The sequence below is a fragment of the Tabrizicola sp. genome (assembly GCF_041911175.1).
GTDB lineage: Bacteria > Pseudomonadota > Alphaproteobacteria > Rhodobacterales > Rhodobacteraceae > Tabrizicola.
The window spans coordinates 81,902-101,423 of record NZ_JAYRPN010000127.1 but is presented as its reverse complement, the minus strand read 5'-3'; the positions used below and the strand labels follow the sequence as shown (position 1 = coordinate 101,423).

Genomic DNA, 19,522 nt, shown 5'->3' with positions numbered 1-19,522 from the left:
CAAAATCCTTCGAAGGATTTTGCAAATCTTTTCGAAAAGATTTGCCCTTGCCCCGGCCCGCGCGCCCGGCTTTCAAGGGGCATGACCGACCTCAGCCACCTTGCCCGGCCCGGCGCGACCATCACTATCCGCGTCACCCCGAACGCCCGCCGTCCGGGGGTGGAGCTGGTGGAGGGCCAGATTCGCGTCGCCGTCACCGAGACGCCCGAGGCCGGAAAGGCGACCGAAGCCGCAAGGGCGGCGCTGGCAAAGGCGATGGGGGTGGCGAAGACGCGGCTCACATTGGTGCGCGGTGCGACGACGCGCGACAAGATCTTCCGGCTGGATGACTGAAAGCTACGGCGCCTTCCGCTCCAGCCGGTAGCTGCCTTCGGGCAGGTTCAGCGCGGCCGCCAGATCGCGCAACTGGGTCGTCGACAAGGTGATGCGCAGGACCTCGTCGGTCTGCGGATCGACCTGCTCGATGGTGATGCAATCCTCGAAGGCGTTGATCACCACGTCTTCCAGCAGGGGAAGGTCCGCGCCCTCGTCAACCAGGGTGATCACGGTCGCGTCGAATTCGTGCTCGATGGTGAACATGGGCCGAGGCTAGCGCCTGGTGCCGATGACGGCAATGGCCTTGCCGACCATGACAGCTTTGTGAGCCCGCCTTTCCCCCGGCTGCGGATTTGCTACCCTGCGCCGGTCCGGTCGAGGTTTCCCATGCGCTTGCTTTCATCTGTCCTGCTGTCCCTGGCGCTTGCTGGCTGCGTGTCCGGCTATGCGCCACCGTCCGCGCTGCCCGTGGCGGCGACGGCGGCGCCGGATCAGCCCGCGCGGATAGCGGCCGAGAACTTCCTGGCCGTCGTGTCGCGGGTCGAACCGGTTGCCGAACGCTATTGCCGGGATCGGGGCGCGGCGAAGAACTGCGACTTCCGCATCGTCATCGATGACCGGCCGGGCCAGCCGCCCAATGCCTTCCAGACGGTGGATTCGTTCAACCGCCCGGTGATCGGCTTCACGGTGGCGCTGATCATGGATGCGCGGAACCAGGACGAACTGGCCTTTGTGCTGGGCCACGAGGCGGCGCACCATGTCGAGGGCCATATCCCGAAGCGGCAGGACCAGGCCATGTCCGGGGCTCTGATGGCGGGGATTCTGGCCCAGGCCAGCGGCCTCACGCCGGAAGAGGTGCAACAGGCGCAGACGCTGGGGGCCGAGGTTGCGGCGCGCAGCTATTCCAAGGACTTCGAGCTGCAGGCCGATGCGCTGGGCGCCGAGATCGCTCTGGTGGCGGGGTTCGATCCGGTGCGCGGCACCGCCTTCTTCGACCGGCTGCCCGATCCCGGTGACCGGTTCCTGGGCAGTCATCCGCCGAATGCCGCGCGCAAGGCGGTGGTCGCGGCAACGGTCCGGCGGCTGACCGGCTCTTGATCTGGGTCAATGCGGTGCCGCCCGGCCTTGGGCAGCATTGTCCCCGGAGGACCGGAGGGACCGGACAATGGGGATTGGACTATGATCGGATATCCCGAGGCGCCGAGAGCCTGGTGGCTCACACGGGGGATGGCACGGATTTCCGGGGTGAACCTGCCACGCGCCGTGGTGGAAGGCTGGCTCCAGCGCGACGAGCTGGAAGACCTGGTCGCGCGCTGCGCCGCCTGCGGACGCAGCGCGGAATGCGAGCGCTGGCTGGTCAGTTCGGGGTCGGCGCATGCCATGCCGGATTTCTGCCCGAACAAGGCCGGGATCGAGGCCCTGGGCTGATCCTCTGGCCCTGTGGCGCCGGATTTCGTAGCGTGGCGCCATGATCGTCCTGGAAGATCTGCTGCGCGACCGCGGATCGCGCTATGCGGCGGCGGCTGGCACCGTCGCCAGCCGGGCCGAGATCGACGCCTTCCTCGCCAACCTGCGCCGACGCCGCAAGTTCGACAAGGCAACGCATCACTCCTGGGCCGCGCTGCTGTCCGAGGGCGGGCCGCTGAAGAACGATGACGGCGAGGCGGGCGCGGGCGCGGTGATCCTGAAGATGCTGGAACGCGAGGGCGTGGCGGACCGCATCGTCGTCGTGACGCGCTGGTATGGCGGCGTGCATCTGGGCGGCGACCGTTTCGCCCATATTGTCACCTGCACCCGTGCGGCGCTGGCTGCCCTGCGCGATGGGGCGGGTCGGACGCCCTGATACGCATTCGAATGCTTGCATGAAAGCCTTGGTGGCAGGCCCCGGACCTGCTACATTTTGTCGCACCGGGCCGTTCGAGAGCCCGGCGAACGGGGAACAGACATGTCCATATCTCGCGGTTTCATCGTGATGGGAGCGGTGTATCTTGTGGTCGGCATCGTGTTTGGGGCCTACATGGGCGGCAGCGGCGACCACACGCTCGCGCCGGTCCATGCGCATATCAACCTGCTCGGCTTCACGCTGATGACGGTGTTCGGCATCGGCTACCGGGTGATTCCCGGCCTGGCGGAGGGGACCTTGCCCAAGGTGCATTTCTGGCTGCATCAGGTGGGTGCCTTGCTTCTGTTGCTGAGCCTTTTCCTGCTGATGTCGGGCCGGGTGGCGGAAACCACCATCGGCCCGGCCTTTCCGGTACTGGAAGGGGCGATCCTTCTGGGGGCGATCCTGTGGCTGGTCAACGTCCTGCGCCACGGCTGAGGCCGGAGCCCGGGCGTCTCGACGCGCGGGGCGTCCGGGGCTAACCTTTCCGCCGGGGCAGGGGCGGGAGAGAACCGATGCGCGACATGCTTGCGGCCGAGGCACGGCGGCTTGCCAATACGGTGATCTGGTCATGGGAGGGCTTTCGCGCCGCCTGGGCCACGGAAAAGACGCTGCGGCAGTGGACCATCGCCAATGTCCTGTCCGCCGCGCTGGCCTTTTCGCTGGACCTGACCCCCGGCGAACGCGCGCTGATCCTTGCGCTGGGGCTGCTGATCCTGGCGGCGGAGCTGATCAACACCGCCATCGAGGAGGTGGTCGACCATATCTCGCCCGGTCTCGACCCGAGGGCGAAGAAGGCCAAGGACTGCGGTTCGGCCTGCGTGGCGCTGGCGGCGATTGCGGCGGGGGTGGCCTGGGTGGTCGTGCTGGTGGGATGAGGGTTCCGGGACAGGGAACCCGATGCGGACTTCGGCGTTGAATGTGCCGGAGCAACCCAAAGCAATGGAGGCTTCCATGCTTCGCAAGCAGTCCCCGTCAGGCGCCGGAGCGGACGGGCACGGCAGTTTTGCCCTGGTGTCCAGTTCGGATATCCGCGGCACCCAGGTCTTCAGCCGCAACGGCGACCTTCTGGGCCAGATCGACCATCTCATGATCGACAAGGCCTCGGGACAAGTGGCCTATGCGGTGATGAGTTTCGGCGGCTTTCTCGGCCTTGGCACCGGGACCTACCCCTTGCCCTGGAAGACGCTGGGCTACGAGTCCGGCATCGGCGGATTCGTCACCGACGTGACGCATCGCCAGCTGACCGGCGCTCCGGCCCTGACCGAGTTCTGGTTCGACGACCTTGACTATGCCCGGCGCAGCTATGCGCATTTCGGCGTGGCGCCCTACTGGCGGTAGGGTCGTTTCAGGCCAGCTGCCCCCAGAGGTCGTATTCCCCGGCCTCGTCCACCTCGACGCGGACGATGTCGCCGGGGGCAAGGCTTTCGAAGCCTTCGTCGATGAAGAGGTTGCCGTCGATTTCCGGCGCATCGGCCTTGGTGCGGCAGGTGGCGCCGTCCTCGTCCACCTCATCCACGATCACCTCTAGCACTTTTCCAACTTTGGCAGCCAGTTTTGCTGCGGAAATCGCTTGCGCTTTTTCCATAAAGCGATCCCAGCGGTCCTGCTTCACCTCGGGCGGCACATGGTCCGGCAGATCGTTGGACCGGGCGCCCGCGACGTTTTCGTACTGGAAGCAGCCGACCCGATCCAGCTGCGCCTCGTCCAGCCAGTCGAGCAGCGTCTGGAACTCGGCCTCGGTCTCGCCGGGGTAGCCGACGATGAAGGTCGAGCGCAGGGTCAGGTCGGGGCAGACCGCGCGCCAGGCGGCGATCTCGTCCAGCGTCCGCGCCGCCGCAGCCGGGCGGGCCATGCGCTTGAGCGTGTCGGGGTGGGCGTGCTGGAAGGGGATGTCGAGATAGGGCAGCACCAGCCCCTCCGCCATCAGCGGGATCAGGTCGCGCACATGCGGGTAGGGATAGACGTAATGCAGCCGGACCCAGGCGCCCAGTTTGCCCATTTCCCGCGCGAGATCAGTGACATGCGCCCGCACCTCGCCGCCCTTCCAGGGCGAGAGGTCATGCTTGCGGTCGACCCCGTAGGCAGAGGTGTCCTGGGAGATGACCAGCAACTCCTTCACCCCGGCCTCGACCAGCTTTTCCGCCTCGCGCAGGACGGCATGGGCGGGGCGGCTGACCAGACGACCCCGCATGTCGGGGATGATGCAGAATTTGCAGTGGTGATTGCAGCCTTCGGAAATCTTCAGATAGCTGTAGTGCCGCGGGGTGAGGGAGACGCCCGTGGCAGGCAGAAGGTCGATGAACGGGTCGGGCGCGGGAGGCACCGCCCCGTGCACGGCATCCAGCACCGCTTCGTACTGATGCGGGCCGGTCACCGCCAAAACCTTGGGATGCGCGCCGGTGATGTAGTCGGGCTCAGCCCCAAGACAGCCGGTCACGATCACCCGGCCGTTTTCCTGCAGGGCCTCGCCGATGGCGTCCAGGCTTTCGGCCTTGGCTGAATCCAGAAACCCGCAGGTGTTCACGATCACCGCATCCGCGCCCTTGTAGTCCGGGCTGATCGCATAACCCTCGGCCCTAAGCCGGGTCAGGATGCGTTCGCTGTCGACCAGCGCCTTCGGGCAGCCCAGCGAGACCATGCCGATGGTCGGCTGGCCCTCGCGCCGCAGGTCGGGGACAAGGGCGCGGGCAAGGTCGGGGCGGAGGATCGGCGGGTTCTGGGACATGCGCCGCCTATAGCGCGCAACGCCGGTTCAGGAAAGCCCGCCCTCTCGGCCATTTGATGCCAGTCCGGCCCCCCTGACTTGGCATCGCGCCGCCGGGGGGCATAGACTTCGGCAAAACAAGAAAATCCAAGGAGGTGAGCATGCGCTGGATCATCCGGGCCGGGGTTGCGCTGGCGGGGATCGTGCTGGTGGCCGTCGGGCTGATCGCGATGGTCCCCTCCGAGCGGATCGCCCAGGCGGTCTCGGCGCAGTTCGAGGCGATGACGGGGCGCAAGATGGCGCTGACCGGCGAGGTGAAGCCGCGGCTCTGGCCCAGCCTCGGGGTGACGACCGGGCCGGTCAGCATCGCCAACGCCGACTGGGCGGCAAGCGACCAGCCGCTGTTCAGCGCCGAAAGCCTGTCGATCGACGTGAACCTCGGGGCGCTGTTGGGGGGCGAGGTGAAGATCCTCGGCCTATCGGCCGACCAGCCGCAGATCAACCTGGAGCGCGACAAGGACGGGCAGGCGAACTGGGTCTTCGCGGCGAGCACTGCCGGGGCCGAGGGGGGCGTCCCTGCGCCCGCGACCGGCTTCACGCTGGATCAGGGGTCGATTACCGGCGGGTCCATTCGGTTCAACGACCGCCAGACGGGGCAGGTGATCGCGCTCGACAACGTGGATGCGACGCTTGCAATCCCGGATTTCTCCGGCCCCTTCACCTTGACGGCGACCGCGCTGTCCGGCGGGCAAGGCGTGGCGCTGGACCTGCAGGGCGGGGTGTTTTCGGCCTTCGCGATGGGGCGCGTGGTGCCCCTGACCGCCAGCCTGACGGCGGGCGGGTCGACCATCGGCTTCGACGGGCGCGGCGGCTATGCCCCGGTGGCGGCGGAAGGCGCGCTGACGGCGAACCTTGCCGATCTTCCGGCGCTGGGGGCGCTGACGGGCAGCGACCTCAGCCGTCCCGGCCCCGGCCTTGGCCAGGACAAGTTGCAGATCGCCGGCACGTTGACGATGGATGGCACAGGCGCGGCTTTCCTGCGCGGGGCTGAACTCGTGGCGGATGGCAACCGGCTGAAGGGCGACCTCGACCTTCTGCCGGGCGAGGCGCGCTACAAGCTGAAGGGCCAGCTGGCCGCCGGGCCGATCACCATCGGCACCGGGCCGGAAGGCGAGATGGGCGGCGGCCAGGCCGGGGGGATGGAGGCCGAGGGCTGGCCCACCGGCGAGATCGACGTCAGCGCCCTTGGCGCGCTGGATGCCGAGATCGCGCTTGCCGCGCCTTCCATCGACCTTGGGGTCCTCAAGCTGGGCCAGACCCGCGCGCTGATCACCGTCGACCGCGCCCGCGCCGTGATCGACATCCGCGAGATGCAGGCCTACGAGGGCCGGATCACCGGGGATTTCGTCGTCAACGGGCGCGGCGGGTTGTCTGTCGGCGGGCGGCTGAACTTTGCGGGCCTGAAGACGCAGCCCATGCTGATGGACCTTGCGGGCTGGGACCGGCTGGTGTCGACCGGCGACTTCGACCTGGAATTCCTGGGCGTCGGCAACTCCATCGACGCGATCATGAAAAGCCTGAAGGGCAAGGGGTCGCTGGAACTGGGGCAGGGCGAGCTGCGCGGCCTCGACATCGCCGGAATGCTGAAGACCCTGGACCTGAACTATGTGGGCGAGGGCCAGAAGACCATCTTCGACGGGCTGGCGGGCACCTACACGATCACCGGCGGCGTGCTGTCGAACAGCGACCTGAAGCTGGTCGCGCCCTATGTCACCGCCTCGGGCACGGGCGAGATCGGGTTGGGCGGGCGGACCCTGAACTACCGGCTGCGGCCCACGGCGCTGGCGGCGGAGGACGGAACCGGCGGGGTGATGGTGCCCTTGCTGATCACCGGGACCTGGGCCGATCCGAAGTTCCGGCTGGACCTGGAATCCATCGCGCGGGAAAAGATGGAGGCCGAAGCCAAGGCCGCCGCCGCGCGGCTGGAGGAACAGGCGAAGGCCGCCGAAGCCGCCGCCAAGGCCGAGCTGGAGCAGCGGCTGAAAGAGGAGCTGGGGGTCGACGTCGCCCCGGACGAATCCTTGGGCGATGCCGCGCAGCGCGGCGCCACCGACGCGCTGGAGGACCAGGCCCGGAAGGCGTTGGAAGAGATCCTGAACGGCAACTGACCCGAACGCGACCTATCTCAGCGCCGCCAGCAGGTTGGCGTAGTCGTCGGTCCAGAGTTTGATCGTCGGCTCGGGCAGCGGACCCCAGGCCGGATCGGTTGCCGAGACGCCCAGGTCCTCGACGGTCCGCGCCAGCGTCACGACTTTCGACGGATAGGCACCGGTCGCGCCTTCCAGCTCGTCCGTCTTCTGGTAGCGATAGCGTCCGACCAGGCCCAGTTCCTTGGCCGCGACGGCCAGGGGCTGCGTCAGGTCGTAGAACCGGTTCGAGACGTGGAACACCAGGATGCCCCCCTCGTTCAGCCGGTCGAGGTACAGCCGGATCGCTTCGGCGGTGGCCAGATGGACCGGGATCGCGTCGGAACTGTAGGCGTCGATCACCAGGATGTCGTATTTCAGGTCGGTCTGTTCCTGCAGCACGATCCGGGCGTCGCCGACGTGGATCTTGGCGTCGGGCGCGCAGGTCGACATGAAGCTGAAGTACTGCGGGTTCGTCGCGATATCCACGACCATCGGGTCGATTTCGTAGTAGTGCCAGTCCTGCCCGGGCTTGGCATAGCAGGACAGCGCGCCGGTCCCCAGGCCGATGATGCCGATGGTGCGGGCGGGGGTCTTGCGCGTGTCGTTCACCAGCTCGGCCATCAAGCCGCGCGGGTGGTAATAGGTCAGCGGCGTGGGCCTGCCGGTGGTCTCCGACACGAGCTGCGCCCCGTGGACCGTGGTGCCGTTGCGGTATTCGCGAACCCCCGCCTTGACCGAGATCTGATGCACGCCGAAGAAACTGCGGTCGATCATCAGCACGTTCGCTGTACCGAACAGCGCCCAGATCGCGACCAGCGCCGCCGTCGCCGTTGCGGGCACGACCGGCCGCGCCCGGAAGACGGCAAGGATCGCCAGCAGGATCGCCACGGTCAGGAGGGCGCGGTTCACCGGACCGATCTGGTCCAGGGCGGGGAAGGTCAGAAGCAGCGGCAACAGTACCGGTACCGAAAGGGCAAGACCAAGCGCGATGTCGCGCGGAGCCCTCTCGCCGGGGCGACGGACCATCAGGAATGCGACCAGCGCGACGGTGATCGGGTATTCCAGCAGCCGGTCGAAGACCAGCGGCGCGATGATCGAGTTGAACAGGCCGCCCAGGGCTCCGCCGACCGACATGGTCAGGTAGAATACTGTCAGCTGTCGCGCGTCGGGGCGCGCGTCGAACAGCATCCGGTGCGCCAGCAGGCTTGCGACGAAGAAGGCCAGCAGGAACAGCGCGATCCAGCTCAGCGTCGCCGTGGGGCGCAGGCTGAAGAACACCAGCACGGCGATTGCCAGGGGCAACACCCGGCGCAGCCGGTCCGCGCCGAGCGGCGAGCGCGTCGAGAACACCAGGACGAAGGTCAGCAGGTAAAGCGCCAGCGGAATGACCCAGACCAGCGGGAACGACCCCAGGTCGGTGCTGATCTTCGAAGTGACGCACAGCATCAAGGACGACGGGATGAAGGCGAGGAAAGCCCAGTACGCCAGTCTTCGCAGGCCGGGGGCCGTTTCCGCCCCTGCCGTCGCAGATGCCGTATGTTCGGTCTTTGCCCCCTTGCGCGCGGCAAGGCCGGACAGCAGCAACAAGGGACCCAGCGCCATGAAGCCGATCGACCAGCCGCCCGAGATGGCCTTCACGCCGAACAGCGGTTCGGCCACCAGCGGGAAGGCCAGAAGCGCGACGAGCGAGCCGAGGTTGCTGGCGGCATAGAGGAAATAGGGGTCGTCGGCGCTTGGCCCGCCGCTTTTGCGATACCAGGACTGGATCAGCGGCGCGTTTGCCGACAGGACGGCGAAGGGCAGGCCGACGCCCAGCATGTACAACCAGAGCGTCTGGGTCACGACCGGGCGGGTGGGATCATACTGCCAGCCTTGCGGCACGGCCAGCGGCAGGAACAGCAGCGCAAGCAGCAAAAGCGCGGTGTGGATCCCGACCTGAGCCAGCACCGGCACATGCCGCGTCATCAGATGGGCATAAAGGTAGCCGCCGATCAGCACGGTCTGGAAGAACAGCATCGCCGTGGTCCAGACCGCCGGCGCGCCGCCGATCTGCGGCAGGACCATGCGGGTGAAAAGCGGCTGCACGAAGAACAGAAGCAGCGCGCTGGTGAAGATGGTGGCGGTGAACAGGATCGGGATGATCCGCCGGGACCGCGCGTCCTTCAGAATCGGCGTCGCTATCGTCATGAAATCGTCTCCTCGTTCTGCCTTGCGCAACTGAACGAAGAAAGCGGGCAAATTTGCGCCGAAGCAGTGGACAATCTAAGAAGCGAAAAGCGGACAGGCATCGCCCTGCCGAACACGACTGCAAAAGAAAGCGCGCGGCCGATCCGACCGCGCGGTTCCAGGTTTCGGGTGCCCTGGGGCGCTTAGCGCCGCCGGTCGCGCCGCGCGCTCATCGGCTGGAAGGCCACGCCGACATGGGCCTCGCAATAGGGCTTGCCGGGCAGGCTGGGCAGGCCGCAGAACCAGAAGTCCTCGGTCGCCGGGTCGCCGATCGGCCATTTGCAGGTGCGTTCGGTCAGCTCCATCAGCGTCAGCTTCCGCGCGCGCTTCTCCACCTCGCGGACCGAGGCCAGCGCTTCGGGGCTGATCTCGTTCAGGCTCGGCTGCGGCGGCAGCGGCTGGCCTGCCGGGATGATCGCCTTGCGGACCGGAAGCGGCGTCACGTTCGAAGCCGGTGCCGCAGCTGCAGCGGGGGCAGCCGCAGCCGGGGCCGCCGGGCGCGGCGGTTCGGCGCGCGGGGCCGGTTCTGGCCGGGGCGCAGGTTCGGGCTTGGCGGCCACCACCGGGGCCGGGGCGGGCGTGCCCTCGTCCTCTTCGTCCTTGCCGCCCACCCGGTTCGACAGGCCCAGCCGGTGCACCTTGCCGATCACCGCGTTGCGGGTCACCCCGCCCAGTTCCTTGGCGATCTGGCTGGCCGACTGGCCCTCGTTCCACATGCGCTTGAGCGTCTCGACGCGCTCGTCCGTCCAGGACATCCCGATCTCCGCCTGTCTATGCTACCCGGCCATTCTATCCGTCCGGGGCAGGGGGCCGCAAGGGTGGCTCTTTCCGGGCGCTCAGGACAGCAGGCGCAGCGCCCGCGCCTCGGCGTTCCGCACGATGGGAAAGGCGGCGCGGCGGCGCAGAAGCTCGGGCTCGGGGCAGACCTCGCCCAGCCGCACCCGTTCGTCCGGGGGAAGGGAATCCAGCCCGGCCTCGCCGGGATGGAAGCTTTCCGACAGCGTGCCTTCCGCCAGCAGCACCTCGTGCCGGTCGCAGAGCAGCATCACATAGTCGAGGGGCGCCGTGGGCAGAACCAGCCGCGCCGCCTGGTCGTCGACCAGCGCCTGCGCGGCGACGAGCACCCGGTCCTCGCCGAAGTAGACCGCCGCGCGCCAGTCGTCGATCAGCAGCCGTTGCTGTGGCGAGACCAGAAGATCGCGCCCGTTGCCCAGCGTGCCGGGGCCGAAGGACACAGGCCGCAGGCCCGGATGGGCCAGCATCTCCACCACCTCGACCCGGCGCCGCCCGACCCAGCGCAGCGGGCGCGAGCCATTGCCAAGCGTCGTGACCGCATCGCCCGGCGCCAACGTCTCGACCGGGCAAGGGCCGTCGGGCGTGTCGATCAGCGTGCCCGCCGCATAGGCCGCCAGCGCCCCGGACAGCGGTGATCCCAGCAGGGACGGCTCGCACCCCGGCTGCCACGGCAGCGCGCAAGAGAGCGCCACCGCCTTGCCGGCGACACGCAGCAGGAACAGCCCCGCCCGCCCCTCGACCGGCTCCACCGCGACGGTGGTTCCGGCCCGGTGTTCCCCGCCAAGCGGCGCGTCCAGGGCGAGGGCCAGCCCCTCCGGCCCCTCGGTCAGCGAGATTTCCACCGGCTCGGCGTCTTCGGCCAGCACGGGCATCGCCTCGGTCAGCCGCCTGGCCCAGCCCCTTGCCCCCGCCGGTTTCGGCAGGATCACCCGGTCCAGCGCATAGACGCCGACAGTGATGCGCTCAGCAACCATGCCTGTCCAGAACCCCTGACCTTCCCGTCCCCCGATCCTGCCTTGCCAGCGTTTACAGGTCATTGCCAGCGAAAAACCCTGCGTGCCCGAAACCGCTTTACCGCGCGTCATATTCCCGCTACTGACGCGGCATGACCGCAGGATCCACTCATATCCCCGCTTCGCGCCGACGCCGTCGCGCCTGACGCCTGTCCCGCCGTCATGGGCGCAATCGCGCCTGTCCTCTCCCCAAGTTGACTCCCAGCCAGCCCTCGGGCACCCATTGGCTTTCATGATGAAGGACCCCGTTCCATGATCCCGTCCGTCCTGCCGACGTACAACCGCGCGCCTCTGTCCTTCGTGAAGGGCGAGGGCAGCTGGCTTTGGGCCGAGGACGGGCAGCGATACCTCGACCTCGGCTCGGGCATCGCGGTGAACGCGCTGGGGCACGCCCATCCCGCGCTGGTCGCGACCTTGACGGAGCAGGCGCAAAAGCTCTGGCATGTGTCCAACGTCTACACGATCCCGGAACAGGAGCGGCTGGCGAAGCTGCTGACCGAGAACACCTTCGCCGACACTGTCTTCTTCACCAACTCCGGCACCGAGACCGCCGAATTGGCGATCAAGATGGCCCGCAAGTTCCACCATGACGCGGGCCAGCCGGAGCGGGTGGAGATCGTCGCCTTCGAAGGCGCCTTCCACGGCCGGTCCACCGGGGCCATCGCGGCGGCGGGGTCGGAGAAGATGGTCAAGGGCTTCGGACCGCTGATGCCGGGTTTCGTCCACCTGAAATGGCCTGCGACCGACGCCGACCACGCCGCGATCCGCGCGGCGATCACCGACAAGACCTGCGCCGTGATCATCGAGCCGATCCAGGGCGAAGGCGGCATCCGCACCGTCCCCGACCAGTGCCTGAAGGGCCTGCGTGATCTTTGCGACCAGACCGGCACGCTCCTCATCTTCGACGAGGTGCAATGCGGCATGGGTCGGACCGGGCGGCTCTTTGCCCACGAATGGGCGGGGGTGACGCCGGACATCATGATGGTGGCGAAAGGCATCGGCGGCGGCTTCCCGCTGGGCGCGGTGCTGGCGACCGAACGCGCCGCTTCGGGCATGACGGCGGGCACCCACGGCTCCACCTATGGCGGCAACCCGCTCGGCTGTGCCGTGGGGGCGAAAGTCACCGGGATCATCGCCGACCCCGCCTTCCTGGCCGAGGTCGCCCGCAAGGGGGCACTCTTCCGGCAGGGCCTCGAAAGCCTCGTCGCCCGCCATCCGACAGTCTTCGAGGCTGTCCGGGGCGAGGGCCTGATGCTGGGCCTGAAATGCAAGCCCGCCCCGGCGGATGTGGTGAAGGCGGGCTACGCGGCCGGCGTCCTGACCGTCGCTGCCGCCGACAACGTGCTGCGCCTGCTTCCGGCGCTGAACATCCCCGACGCCGACATTGCCGAGGGCCTTACCCGCCTCGACCAGGCTGCCACCCAGCTGGAACGAGCCGCCTGAGCATTTTCTGTCCCCAAATATCCCACGGGGGTCCGGGGGTGTGAAACCCCCGGTTCTGCCGGATCAAAAAGCGAAACGACATGAACCACTTCCTCGACATCCACAAGACCGCCCCTGCCGACCTGCGCGCCATGATCGACAATGCCCAGGCGATGAAGACAGCCCGCAATGGCCGCCCGAAGGGCTCGCCCGACGACGAGACCCCGCTCAAGGGCCGCATGGTCGCGCTGATCTTCGAGAAACCCTCGACCCGCACCCGCGTGTCCTTCGACGTGGGCGTCCGCCAGATGGGCGGCGAGACGATGGTGCTCTCCGGCAAGGAAATGCAGCTTGGCCACGGCGAAACCATCGCCGACACTGCCCGGGTCCTTTCCCGCTACGTCGACCTGATCATGATCCGCACCTTCGAGGAGGCGACGCTTCTGGAAATGGCCGAACACGCCACCGTGCCGGTGATCAACGGCCTGACCAACCGCACCCATCCCTGCCAGATCATGGCCGACGTCATGACCTACGAGGAACACCGCGGTCCCATCGCGGGCAGGAAGGTCGTCTGGTGCGGCGACGGCAACAACGTCGCAGCAAGCTTTCTGCATGCCGCCGGGCAGTTCGGCTTCGACTTCACCTTCACCGGGCCGGAAACGCTGGACCCGGAAGACAAGTTCGTCGCCTTCGCCCGCGAGAAGGGCTCGAAGATCACCATCCAGCGCGACCCCTTCACCGCAGTCGAGGGCGCCGATCTGGTCGTGACGGACACCTGGGTCTCGATGCACGATCCCGAATCCGCCAAGGAACGCCGCCACAACCAGCTCCGGCCCTATCAGGTGAACGAGCAACTGATGTCGCGCGCCAAGCCCGACAGCCTGTTCATGCACTGCCTGCCTGCGCATCGCAACGATGAGGCGACCAGCGCGGTGATGGACGGCCCGCATTCGGTGATCTTCGACGAGGCCGAAAACCGCCTCCACGCCCAGAAGGCGGTGATGCGCTGGTGCCTGGGGGTGTAGAGCGTGTCCACTGTGGACAGGCAAGCCATAGTCAATGATATCAACGCGTTGACCTTTGCTTGTTAGGAAACGGTTAACCTCGCCCGGCGCGTCCTGCGAGGCGAGGCGCTGGCGGAGTGAGCGGCGAAATCGCCGCTTCCCCTTTTCTTTCGCGCCAGCATCCGCCACCTTGGCCCAAAGCCAAAGGAGGCCCCCATGCACCGCCGCTCCGTCGCCGTCTTCGACCGTTTCCTGTCAGCCCTGGCCACCATCCTCGACAAGGCCGATACCTATTGCGCGGCAAAGAAGATCAAGCCCGAGGTCATCCTTGCCGCGCGGCTTTTCCCCGACATGTTCCCCTTCGCCCGCCAGGTGCAGCTTGCCTGCGACTTCGCTGCCCGCGGCACCGCCCGGCTGGCGGGGGCAGAGCCGAAGGGCTTCCCCGACACCGAGACCACCTTCGCCGAGCTGAAGGACCGGATCGCCGCGGCGCGGGGCTACATGGGCGGCTTCCAGGCTGCCGACTTTGCCCACGCCGACAGCCGCGAGGTGCATTTCAAGGCCGGGGGCCGCGACATGATGCTGAAGGGCGACGAGTTCCTGTCCTTCTACGCGCTGCCGCAGTTCTTCTTCCACGTCACCACCGCCTACGACATCCTGCGCGCGAACGGGGTGGAGCTGGGCAAGCGCGACTACATGGGCGCACCCTGACCGGGCAGCTGGTCAGACGGGCAGCGGCACCGGCCCCTCTTCGCGCCGCAGGCCGTCTGCATCCGCCGCCTTCGCCGCCAGCAGCGCGACGGTGACCAGCAACAGCGACAGGGTGGCATAGGTCGGCCGATAGCCGAAATGTTCCGCCGCATAGCCGATCGAGGCCGGGGCGACCAGGATGCCGGAGTAGCCGACCATCGTCACGGTCGAGATCCCCACAGCCGAGGGAACGCCGGGGCGGTTCCCGGCGGCCGAGAACATGATCGGCACCATGTTCGCGACGCCAAGCCCCGCAAGCGCGAAGCTGACGATGGCGAACCAGTCGGCCGGCGCCAACGCCCCACCCATCAGCCCCGCAGCCCCGACCAGGCCCGACACGCGCAGCGTCCTGACCGCGCCGAAGCGGTTGCGGGCATGGTCGCCCGCGAAGCGCATCACCGCCATCGCACCGGCGAAGAAGGCAAAGGCCAGGCCCGAGCGGAAGACGTCCGATCCCAGCTCCTTCTGCAGGTAGATCGCCGCCCAGTCCAGCACCGCACCCTCCGGCACCATCGAGAAGAAGGCCATGAAGCCCAGCAGCCAAAGCCCCAGGTCGCGCGGCAAGAGGTGATGCCGAACCGGCGCCTCTGCGGCTGCGGCAACGGCGGTCGTGGGCAGCAGGAAGGGCATCGCGCCGAAGACCAGCACAGCCGCAAAGGCTGCGGCGACCAGCGATTGCTGCCCGGCCCCAAGGTGCGCGATCAGGAAACCGCCCGCCGATCCGCCGATGAAGCCGCCCAGGCTCCAGAACCCGTGCGAGGAGGACATGATCGCCCGGTGCAGGCGGCGCTCAACCTCGACGGCCTGTGCGTTCATCGCGACATCCATGCAGCCGACCACGGCCCCGAAGGCCACCAGGATCGGCGTCAGCAGCCACAGGTTCGGCGCAAAGACCACCAGGGGCAGGACCGGGATCGTCGCCAGCGAGAAGATCGTCAGCACGGCACGACCGCCGAGACGGGCGATCAGCCGACCCGAGAACAGCATCGCGCTGACCGCGCCGAAGCCCAGCACAAGGATCAACAGGCCCAGCGTGCTTTCGCCGATGCCGTGGCGGGGGAGCAGAAGCGGGATCTGCGGTGCCCAGGCCCCCATGACGAAGCCGTTCGCCATGAACATCGCCGCCACCGCCCACCGCGCGCGCCGCGCCTGAACATCACCCTGCATCGTCTGGCCCTCGTTTGTTGGCGCCGGTCATAATCCGCACGCCGGGCAGGGGGAAGGGCGGCCCGATCAATCCATGTTGCAGGGCTGAAAGGAAATCCTCAGCGGTAGCGCTTGGGCGCCGTCTTCGCGATGTTCGACGCGATGTTCGCCGCACTCCACCCCGTCAGCTTGCGCAGAAGCGCCGCCTCGGCCGCGATCCGTTTCCGGGTTTCGGCAACATAGGTCTTGCCCTCGGCACAGGTGATCTCGCCCTCGAACGGGTGGTTCAGGATATAGCGGCCCTGGAAATTCTCGCGCTCCTCCGTCACGGCGAACTTCAGGTCCTCGAAGAAGCTGGTCTGCGAATAGCGGATGTGCAGGCGGGTGACGAAGACCTCCGGCGTCGCGGCAGCTGCCTTCCGCACCCAGTCGACGCCCAGTTGGCGGAACTCGGCATGGGTCAGCGGGTCGTCGGCGCAGGGGTCGCACCAGGCCATGTCCCAGGCATATTCCAGGAAGGCCCCGTCCGTCCCCGCCGCCCGGTCGAACATCGCCCGGTAGAACTGCGGGAAGACCTGCGACACGAAGACCGGCACGTTCACGTCCGAGGGAATTTCCTTGGTCATGTAGTTGGTCACCACCGTCCGCCCCTTGCGGGTCAGCGCCAGCACGATCAGGTCCTGCGGCCCGTCGCCGTTCAGCTTGCCAAGCTGGATCGGCAGCATGAAGTCCTTCGACCGGAAGCTCAGCTGCAACGGCTCCAGCTCCTGCCGCGCTTCGGCCGAATGGCGCGTGAGGTTCACCTTTGCCACGAAGAACTTCATCCCCATGCCGACATAGCCCGCCAGCGCCGCCTCGGCCCCTTCGGGCAGACTGTAGCCCTCGCCGCGCAGGAACGCGGCCAGCCCGTCCGATTGCCGGGCCGAGAGCATCTGGATGTCGTAGGACCCGACCGCGAACTCGCGCTCGATGGTCACCCCCAGCGCCTTGGCCCCGTCCCGACGCTCCTTGCCGGTGGCGCCCCCGCCGGCCGCTTCCGCCACCACCGGCTCCGCTTCGATCACGACGCAGGGGTCGCCGTCGAAGTACTCCACCAGCCGGGGCGCGGTGTAGCGGTCGAGATGCGCCACCGTCCCGGCCGGAACCGTCGTGACCTGGCCCCGGTCCAGCACCTTCGGCGTCGGCACGATCATCGCGAACTCCGCCGGATCGCCGCGATAGTCCGAGGACATGGTGATGACCGACCTGTCGCCCGCCCGCGTGTAGACCACCATCGAGGCCTTGTTGAACAGGTCGCCATCCGCCCGCGCGACGTAGAAGCCGCAGAAGGCCTGCGCGGCGGGGGCCAGAAGTGAAAGCGCGGCGGCAAGGACAAGGCGGGGCAGGGGACGCATGAACAGGCCTCCGATACTGAGAAAAGCTGCCTTCAGGCTGCACCTCCGATGCGCCTCGGGCAACAGGAAAGCGCTCTTCTTCCAAACACGGTTGCTCCTTGGGAAATACTCCACGGGGGTCTGGGGGTGTGAAACCCCCAGCCGCCCGCCAGGGGCGCAACGTCAGGTCCCCCGCGGCTTCGCCCGCAAGGTCGGCTCCGCCTCGGTCGGGTCCTCGGGCCAGGGATGGCGCGGGTAGGCCCCCCGCATGTCCTTCCTCACGTCGGCATAGGACGTCGCCCAGAACCGCGGCAGGTCGGTCGTCACCTGCACCGGGCGCTGCGCGGGCGACAGCAGCGTCACCCGGACCGGCATCCGCGCGGCCCCCACCAGCGGATGCAGCGTGACCCCGAACATCTCCTGCAACCGCACCTCGATCGCCGGGACTTCGCCCTCATAGTCGATCGGGATCTTCCTCCCGAGCGGCGTCTCGAAACTCCCCGGCACCAGCCGGTCCATCTCGGCCAGCCGGTCCCAGCCGATCAACCCCTGCAGCGCGGGCAGCAGGTCAAGGCCCCGGATCGCCGCCTCCGTCTTCACGCCGGAAAGATGCGGCAGCAACCAGTCCTCGGCGCTGGCCAGCAGGTCCGCATCCTCCACCCCCGGCCAGTCCTCGCTGCGCGCCAACCGCGCCCGCGCCCGCAGCCGTCGCGCCGCAGGCGACCAGGGCAGCCCCAGCAGTCGCACCCCCTCCAGCGCCGCCTTTGCCACCGCTTCCGGGGGCGCCTCCCACTGCCAGTCATCCAGCACCAGCGCGCCCAGCCTTTCCTGCCGCCGCGAAGTGACGCGACCTTCCCGCTTCGACCACTCGCAGACCTCGACCCAACCGATGCGATCCGCAAAAAGCCCGCGGACCTCGGCCTCGCTGATCGCCACCGCCTGCCGCACCACCGCTTCGCGCGCGTCGCCGTCGAGGTCGGTCGCCACGATCAGCCGCGCCCCCGACAGGGCCAGACCGGCAGCCATCGCCGCCCCCTTGCCGCCCGACAGCACCCAGCGCGGCGCCTCGCCCTTCCGCCGCAGCCCGATCCGGTCCGGGTAGGCCAGCGCTGCCATCTCGGCCAGCGAATACCCCGAGGCACCCCCCCGCGCCGCCGCTGCCAGCCGCTTCGCCTCGGCGCGGACGCGCTCCACCACGCCCCGGTCCGCTTCCGGCCCCGGTCGCCGGATCGCCTGCATCCGCAGGGCCAGGTCCGGTCCCGCCCCCCGCCACGGATCGCGCTCCGCCAGCAGAGCCGCCAGTTCCGCCGCCTCCGGCCCTGCCACCGCCAGCATGTGCCCCAGCCTCGGGTGCAGCGGCAGGCCCGCCAGCACCCGCCCATGCGCGGTGATATGCCCGTGCATGTCCAATGCGCCCAGCCCCTGAAGCAGACTTCGCGCTTCAGCCAAGGGACCGGCGGGGGGCGGGGTCAGGAACGGCAGCTCCGCCCCACCCCAGAGCGCCAGCTCCAAGGCCAGCCCGGCAAGGTCCGCCACCTCGATCTCGGCGGGCGGGTAGGGCGCAAGGCCTCCCTCCTCGCCCTTCGTCCAGAGCCGGTAGCATACCCCCTCGGCCACGCGCCCCGCCCGACCCCGGCGCTGTTCCGCCTCGGCCTTCGTGATCCGCTCCGTCACCAGCCGCGACATGCCCGAGTTCGGATCGAACCGCGCCCGCCGCGCCCGGCCGGCATCCACCACGACGCGAATGTCCGGCAGGGTCAGCGAAGTCTCGGCGATCGAGGTCGCCAGCACCACCTTCCGCCCCTCCACCGGCGCCAAAGCCGCCCGTTGCGCCGCGAAATCCATCGCGCCGAAGAGGGGCCGCACCACGACGCCCGGCAGGCCCGCGAGCAACCCCTCCACCCGCCGGATTTCGCCTTCCCCCGGCAAGAAGACCAGCATCCCGCCTTCGGTCTCCTCCAAGGCCGCCTTCACCGCCGCCGCGACCATCGCTTCCAGCCGCAGCGACGCATCCGCAGGCCGGGGCAACCAGCGCGTCTCGACCGAAAAGGCCCGTCCCCCGGAGGTCACCACCGGCGCCCCGCCCATCAGCGCCGCCACCGGGCCTGCGTCCAGCGTCGCCGACATGACCAGCAGTTTCAGATCCTCGCGCAGCGCCCCCCGCACCTCCAGGCACAGCGCCAGCCCCAGGTCGGCGTTCAGCGACCGCTCGTGGAATTCGTCGAAGATCACCAGCCCGACGCTCGCAAGCTCCGGGTCCGACTGGATCATCCGGGTCAGGATGCCCTCGGTCACCACCTCGACCCGCGTCGCCGCCGATGCTTTCGCCTCGCCCCGGATGCGGTAGCCGACCGTGCGCCCCACCGGCTCGCCCAGGGTCTCGGCCATCCGCTCCGCCGAGGCCCTTGCCGCCAGCCGCCGCGGCTCCAGCATCAGGATGCGCCCCACGACCACGTTCCGCGCCAGCAGGTCCAGCGGTACTAGCGTCGTCTTCCCCGCCCCCGGCGGCGCTTGCAGCACCGCCATACTGCGCGAGACAAGCGCCTCGGCAAGTTCGGGCAACGCATGGGAAACCGGCAGCTCGACCATGCCCCGCTTATCGCAAGCGCCCCCGCCCAAGGCCAGACCCGCCTGCGCCCCTTTCACATTTGCCCAAATATCCCCGCCGGAGGCACGTCCGAGCCGTCCTGCGCGCCC

19 protein-coding genes are annotated in these 19,522 nt (G+C 68.5%); 11 read left to right on the top strand and 8 right to left on the bottom strand.

The window, feature by feature from the left end; all coding sequences use genetic code 11:
- The first annotated feature begins 81 nt into the window (after window positions 1–81).
- Window positions 82–333: a DUF167 domain-containing protein gene (locus tag ACE3P6_RS17840; protein ID WP_374397739.1), complete on the top strand. Its 252-nt coding sequence runs from the start codon at window positions 82–84 to the stop codon at window positions 331–333.
- Window positions 334–336: 3 nt separating this feature from the next.
- Here ACE3P6_RS17840 and ACE3P6_RS17835 read toward each other — a convergent pair whose 3' ends face one another.
- Window positions 337–579, bottom strand: a complete 243-nt coding sequence (locus ACE3P6_RS17835) for a hypothetical protein (protein WP_374370323.1) — start codon at window positions 577–579, stop codon at window positions 337–339.
- Between the two features lie 123 nt (window positions 580–702).
- Here ACE3P6_RS17835 and ACE3P6_RS17830 point away from each other — a divergent pair, with 123 nt between their 5' ends.
- The 6 genes from ACE3P6_RS17830 to ACE3P6_RS17805 all read left to right on the top strand — a co-directional run bounded on the left by ACE3P6_RS17830 (window position 703) and on the right by ACE3P6_RS17805 (window position 3,538).
- A complete protein-coding gene (locus ACE3P6_RS17830) occupies window positions 703–1,413 on the top strand; it encodes a M48 family metalloprotease (protein WP_374397738.1) in 711 nt (236 codons plus the stop codon).
- 81 nt (window positions 1,414–1,494) lie between these two features.
- Complete coding sequence (locus ACE3P6_RS17825; RefSeq protein WP_374397737.1) at window positions 1,495–1,743, top strand: DUF6455 family protein; 249 nt, start codon at window positions 1,495–1,497, stop codon at window positions 1,741–1,743.
- 40 nt (window positions 1,744–1,783) lie between these two features.
- Window positions 1,784–2,158, top strand: a complete 375-nt coding sequence (locus ACE3P6_RS17820; RefSeq protein WP_374397736.1) for a YigZ family protein — start codon at window positions 1,784–1,786, stop codon at window positions 2,156–2,158.
- A gap of 102 nt (window positions 2,159–2,260) precedes the next feature.
- Window positions 2,261–2,635, top strand: coding sequence for a hypothetical protein (locus tag ACE3P6_RS17815; RefSeq protein ID WP_374370335.1), 375 nt, complete (start codon window positions 2,261–2,263; stop codon window positions 2,633–2,635).
- 77 nt (window positions 2,636–2,712) lie between these two features.
- Window positions 2,713–3,075, top strand: a complete 363-nt coding sequence (locus tag ACE3P6_RS17810) for a diacylglycerol kinase (protein ID WP_374397734.1) — start codon at window positions 2,713–2,715, stop codon at window positions 3,073–3,075.
- A 136-nt stretch (window positions 3,076–3,211) separates the two neighbouring features.
- On the top strand, window positions 3,212–3,538 hold the full coding sequence (locus ACE3P6_RS17805; RefSeq protein ID WP_374397732.1) for a PRC-barrel domain-containing protein: 327 nt from the start codon (window positions 3,212–3,214) through the stop codon (window positions 3,536–3,538).
- A gap of 7 nt (window positions 3,539–3,545) precedes the next feature.
- Here the strand turns inward: ACE3P6_RS17805 and rimO are convergent, their stop codons facing one another.
- Window positions 3,546–4,925 carry a 30S ribosomal protein S12 methylthiotransferase RimO gene (gene rimO, locus ACE3P6_RS17800; RefSeq protein ID WP_374397731.1) on the bottom strand — a complete coding sequence of 460 codons (1,380 nt, stop codon included), beginning with the start codon at window positions 4,923–4,925 and terminating at the stop codon, window positions 3,546–3,548.
- Between the two features lie 140 nt (window positions 4,926–5,065).
- Here rimO and ACE3P6_RS17795 point away from each other — a divergent pair, with 140 nt between their 5' ends.
- Window positions 5,066–7,072 carry an AsmA family protein gene (locus ACE3P6_RS17795; protein WP_374397729.1) on the top strand — a complete coding sequence of 669 codons (2,007 nt, stop codon included), beginning with the start codon at window positions 5,066–5,068 and terminating at the stop codon, window positions 7,070–7,072.
- 12 nt (window positions 7,073–7,084) lie between these two features.
- Here the strand turns inward: ACE3P6_RS17795 and ACE3P6_RS17790 are convergent, their stop codons facing one another.
- From ACE3P6_RS17790 to ACE3P6_RS17780, 3 genes are all read right to left on the bottom strand, one after another.
- Window positions 7,085–9,280, bottom strand: coding sequence for a spermidine synthase (locus ACE3P6_RS17790; protein WP_374397727.1), 2,196 nt, complete (start codon window positions 9,278–9,280; stop codon window positions 7,085–7,087).
- A gap of 182 nt (window positions 9,281–9,462) precedes the next feature.
- On the bottom strand, window positions 9,463–10,074 hold the full coding sequence (locus ACE3P6_RS17785; RefSeq protein ID WP_374397725.1) for a GcrA family cell cycle regulator: 612 nt from the start codon (window positions 10,072–10,074) through the stop codon (window positions 9,463–9,465).
- A gap of 81 nt (window positions 10,075–10,155) precedes the next feature.
- Window positions 10,156–11,088 (bottom strand): Hint domain-containing protein, encoded by a 933-nt coding sequence (locus ACE3P6_RS17780; RefSeq protein ID WP_374397723.1) that lies wholly within the window; start codon window positions 11,086–11,088, stop codon window positions 10,156–10,158.
- Window positions 11,089–11,379: 291 nt separating this feature from the next.
- Here ACE3P6_RS17780 and ACE3P6_RS17775 point away from each other — a divergent pair, with 291 nt between their 5' ends.
- From ACE3P6_RS17775 to ACE3P6_RS17765, 3 genes are all read left to right on the top strand, one after another.
- The gene (locus ACE3P6_RS17775) at window positions 11,380–12,570 is read left to right on the top strand and encodes an aspartate aminotransferase family protein (protein WP_374397721.1); all 1,191 of its coding nucleotides are present in this window, start codon (window positions 11,380–11,382) and stop codon (window positions 12,568–12,570) included.
- Between the two features lie 80 nt (window positions 12,571–12,650).
- Window positions 12,651–13,577 (top strand): ornithine carbamoyltransferase, encoded by a 927-nt coding sequence (gene argF / locus ACE3P6_RS17770; protein ID WP_374397719.1) that lies wholly within the window; start codon window positions 12,651–12,653, stop codon window positions 13,575–13,577.
- Between the two features lie 195 nt (window positions 13,578–13,772).
- A complete protein-coding gene (locus tag ACE3P6_RS17765; RefSeq protein WP_374397717.1) occupies window positions 13,773–14,267 on the top strand; it encodes a DUF1993 family protein in 495 nt (164 codons plus the stop codon).
- A gap of 12 nt (window positions 14,268–14,279) precedes the next feature.
- Here ACE3P6_RS17765 and ACE3P6_RS17760 read toward each other — a convergent pair whose 3' ends face one another.
- From ACE3P6_RS17760 to hrpB, 3 genes are all read right to left on the bottom strand, one after another.
- Window positions 14,280–15,473, bottom strand: coding sequence for an MFS transporter (locus ACE3P6_RS17760; RefSeq protein WP_374397715.1), 1,194 nt, complete (start codon window positions 15,471–15,473; stop codon window positions 14,280–14,282).
- Window positions 15,474–15,571: 98 nt separating this feature from the next.
- On the bottom strand, window positions 15,572–16,846 hold the full coding sequence (locus ACE3P6_RS17755; protein WP_374397713.1) for a DUF2330 domain-containing protein: 1,275 nt from the start codon (window positions 16,844–16,846) through the stop codon (window positions 15,572–15,574).
- A 162-nt stretch (window positions 16,847–17,008) separates the two neighbouring features.
- Window positions 17,009–19,414: an ATP-dependent helicase HrpB gene (gene hrpB, locus ACE3P6_RS17750; RefSeq protein ID WP_374397711.1), complete on the bottom strand. Its 2,406-nt coding sequence runs from the start codon at window positions 19,412–19,414 to the stop codon at window positions 17,009–17,011.
- Window positions 19,415–19,522: the final 108 nt, after the last annotated feature.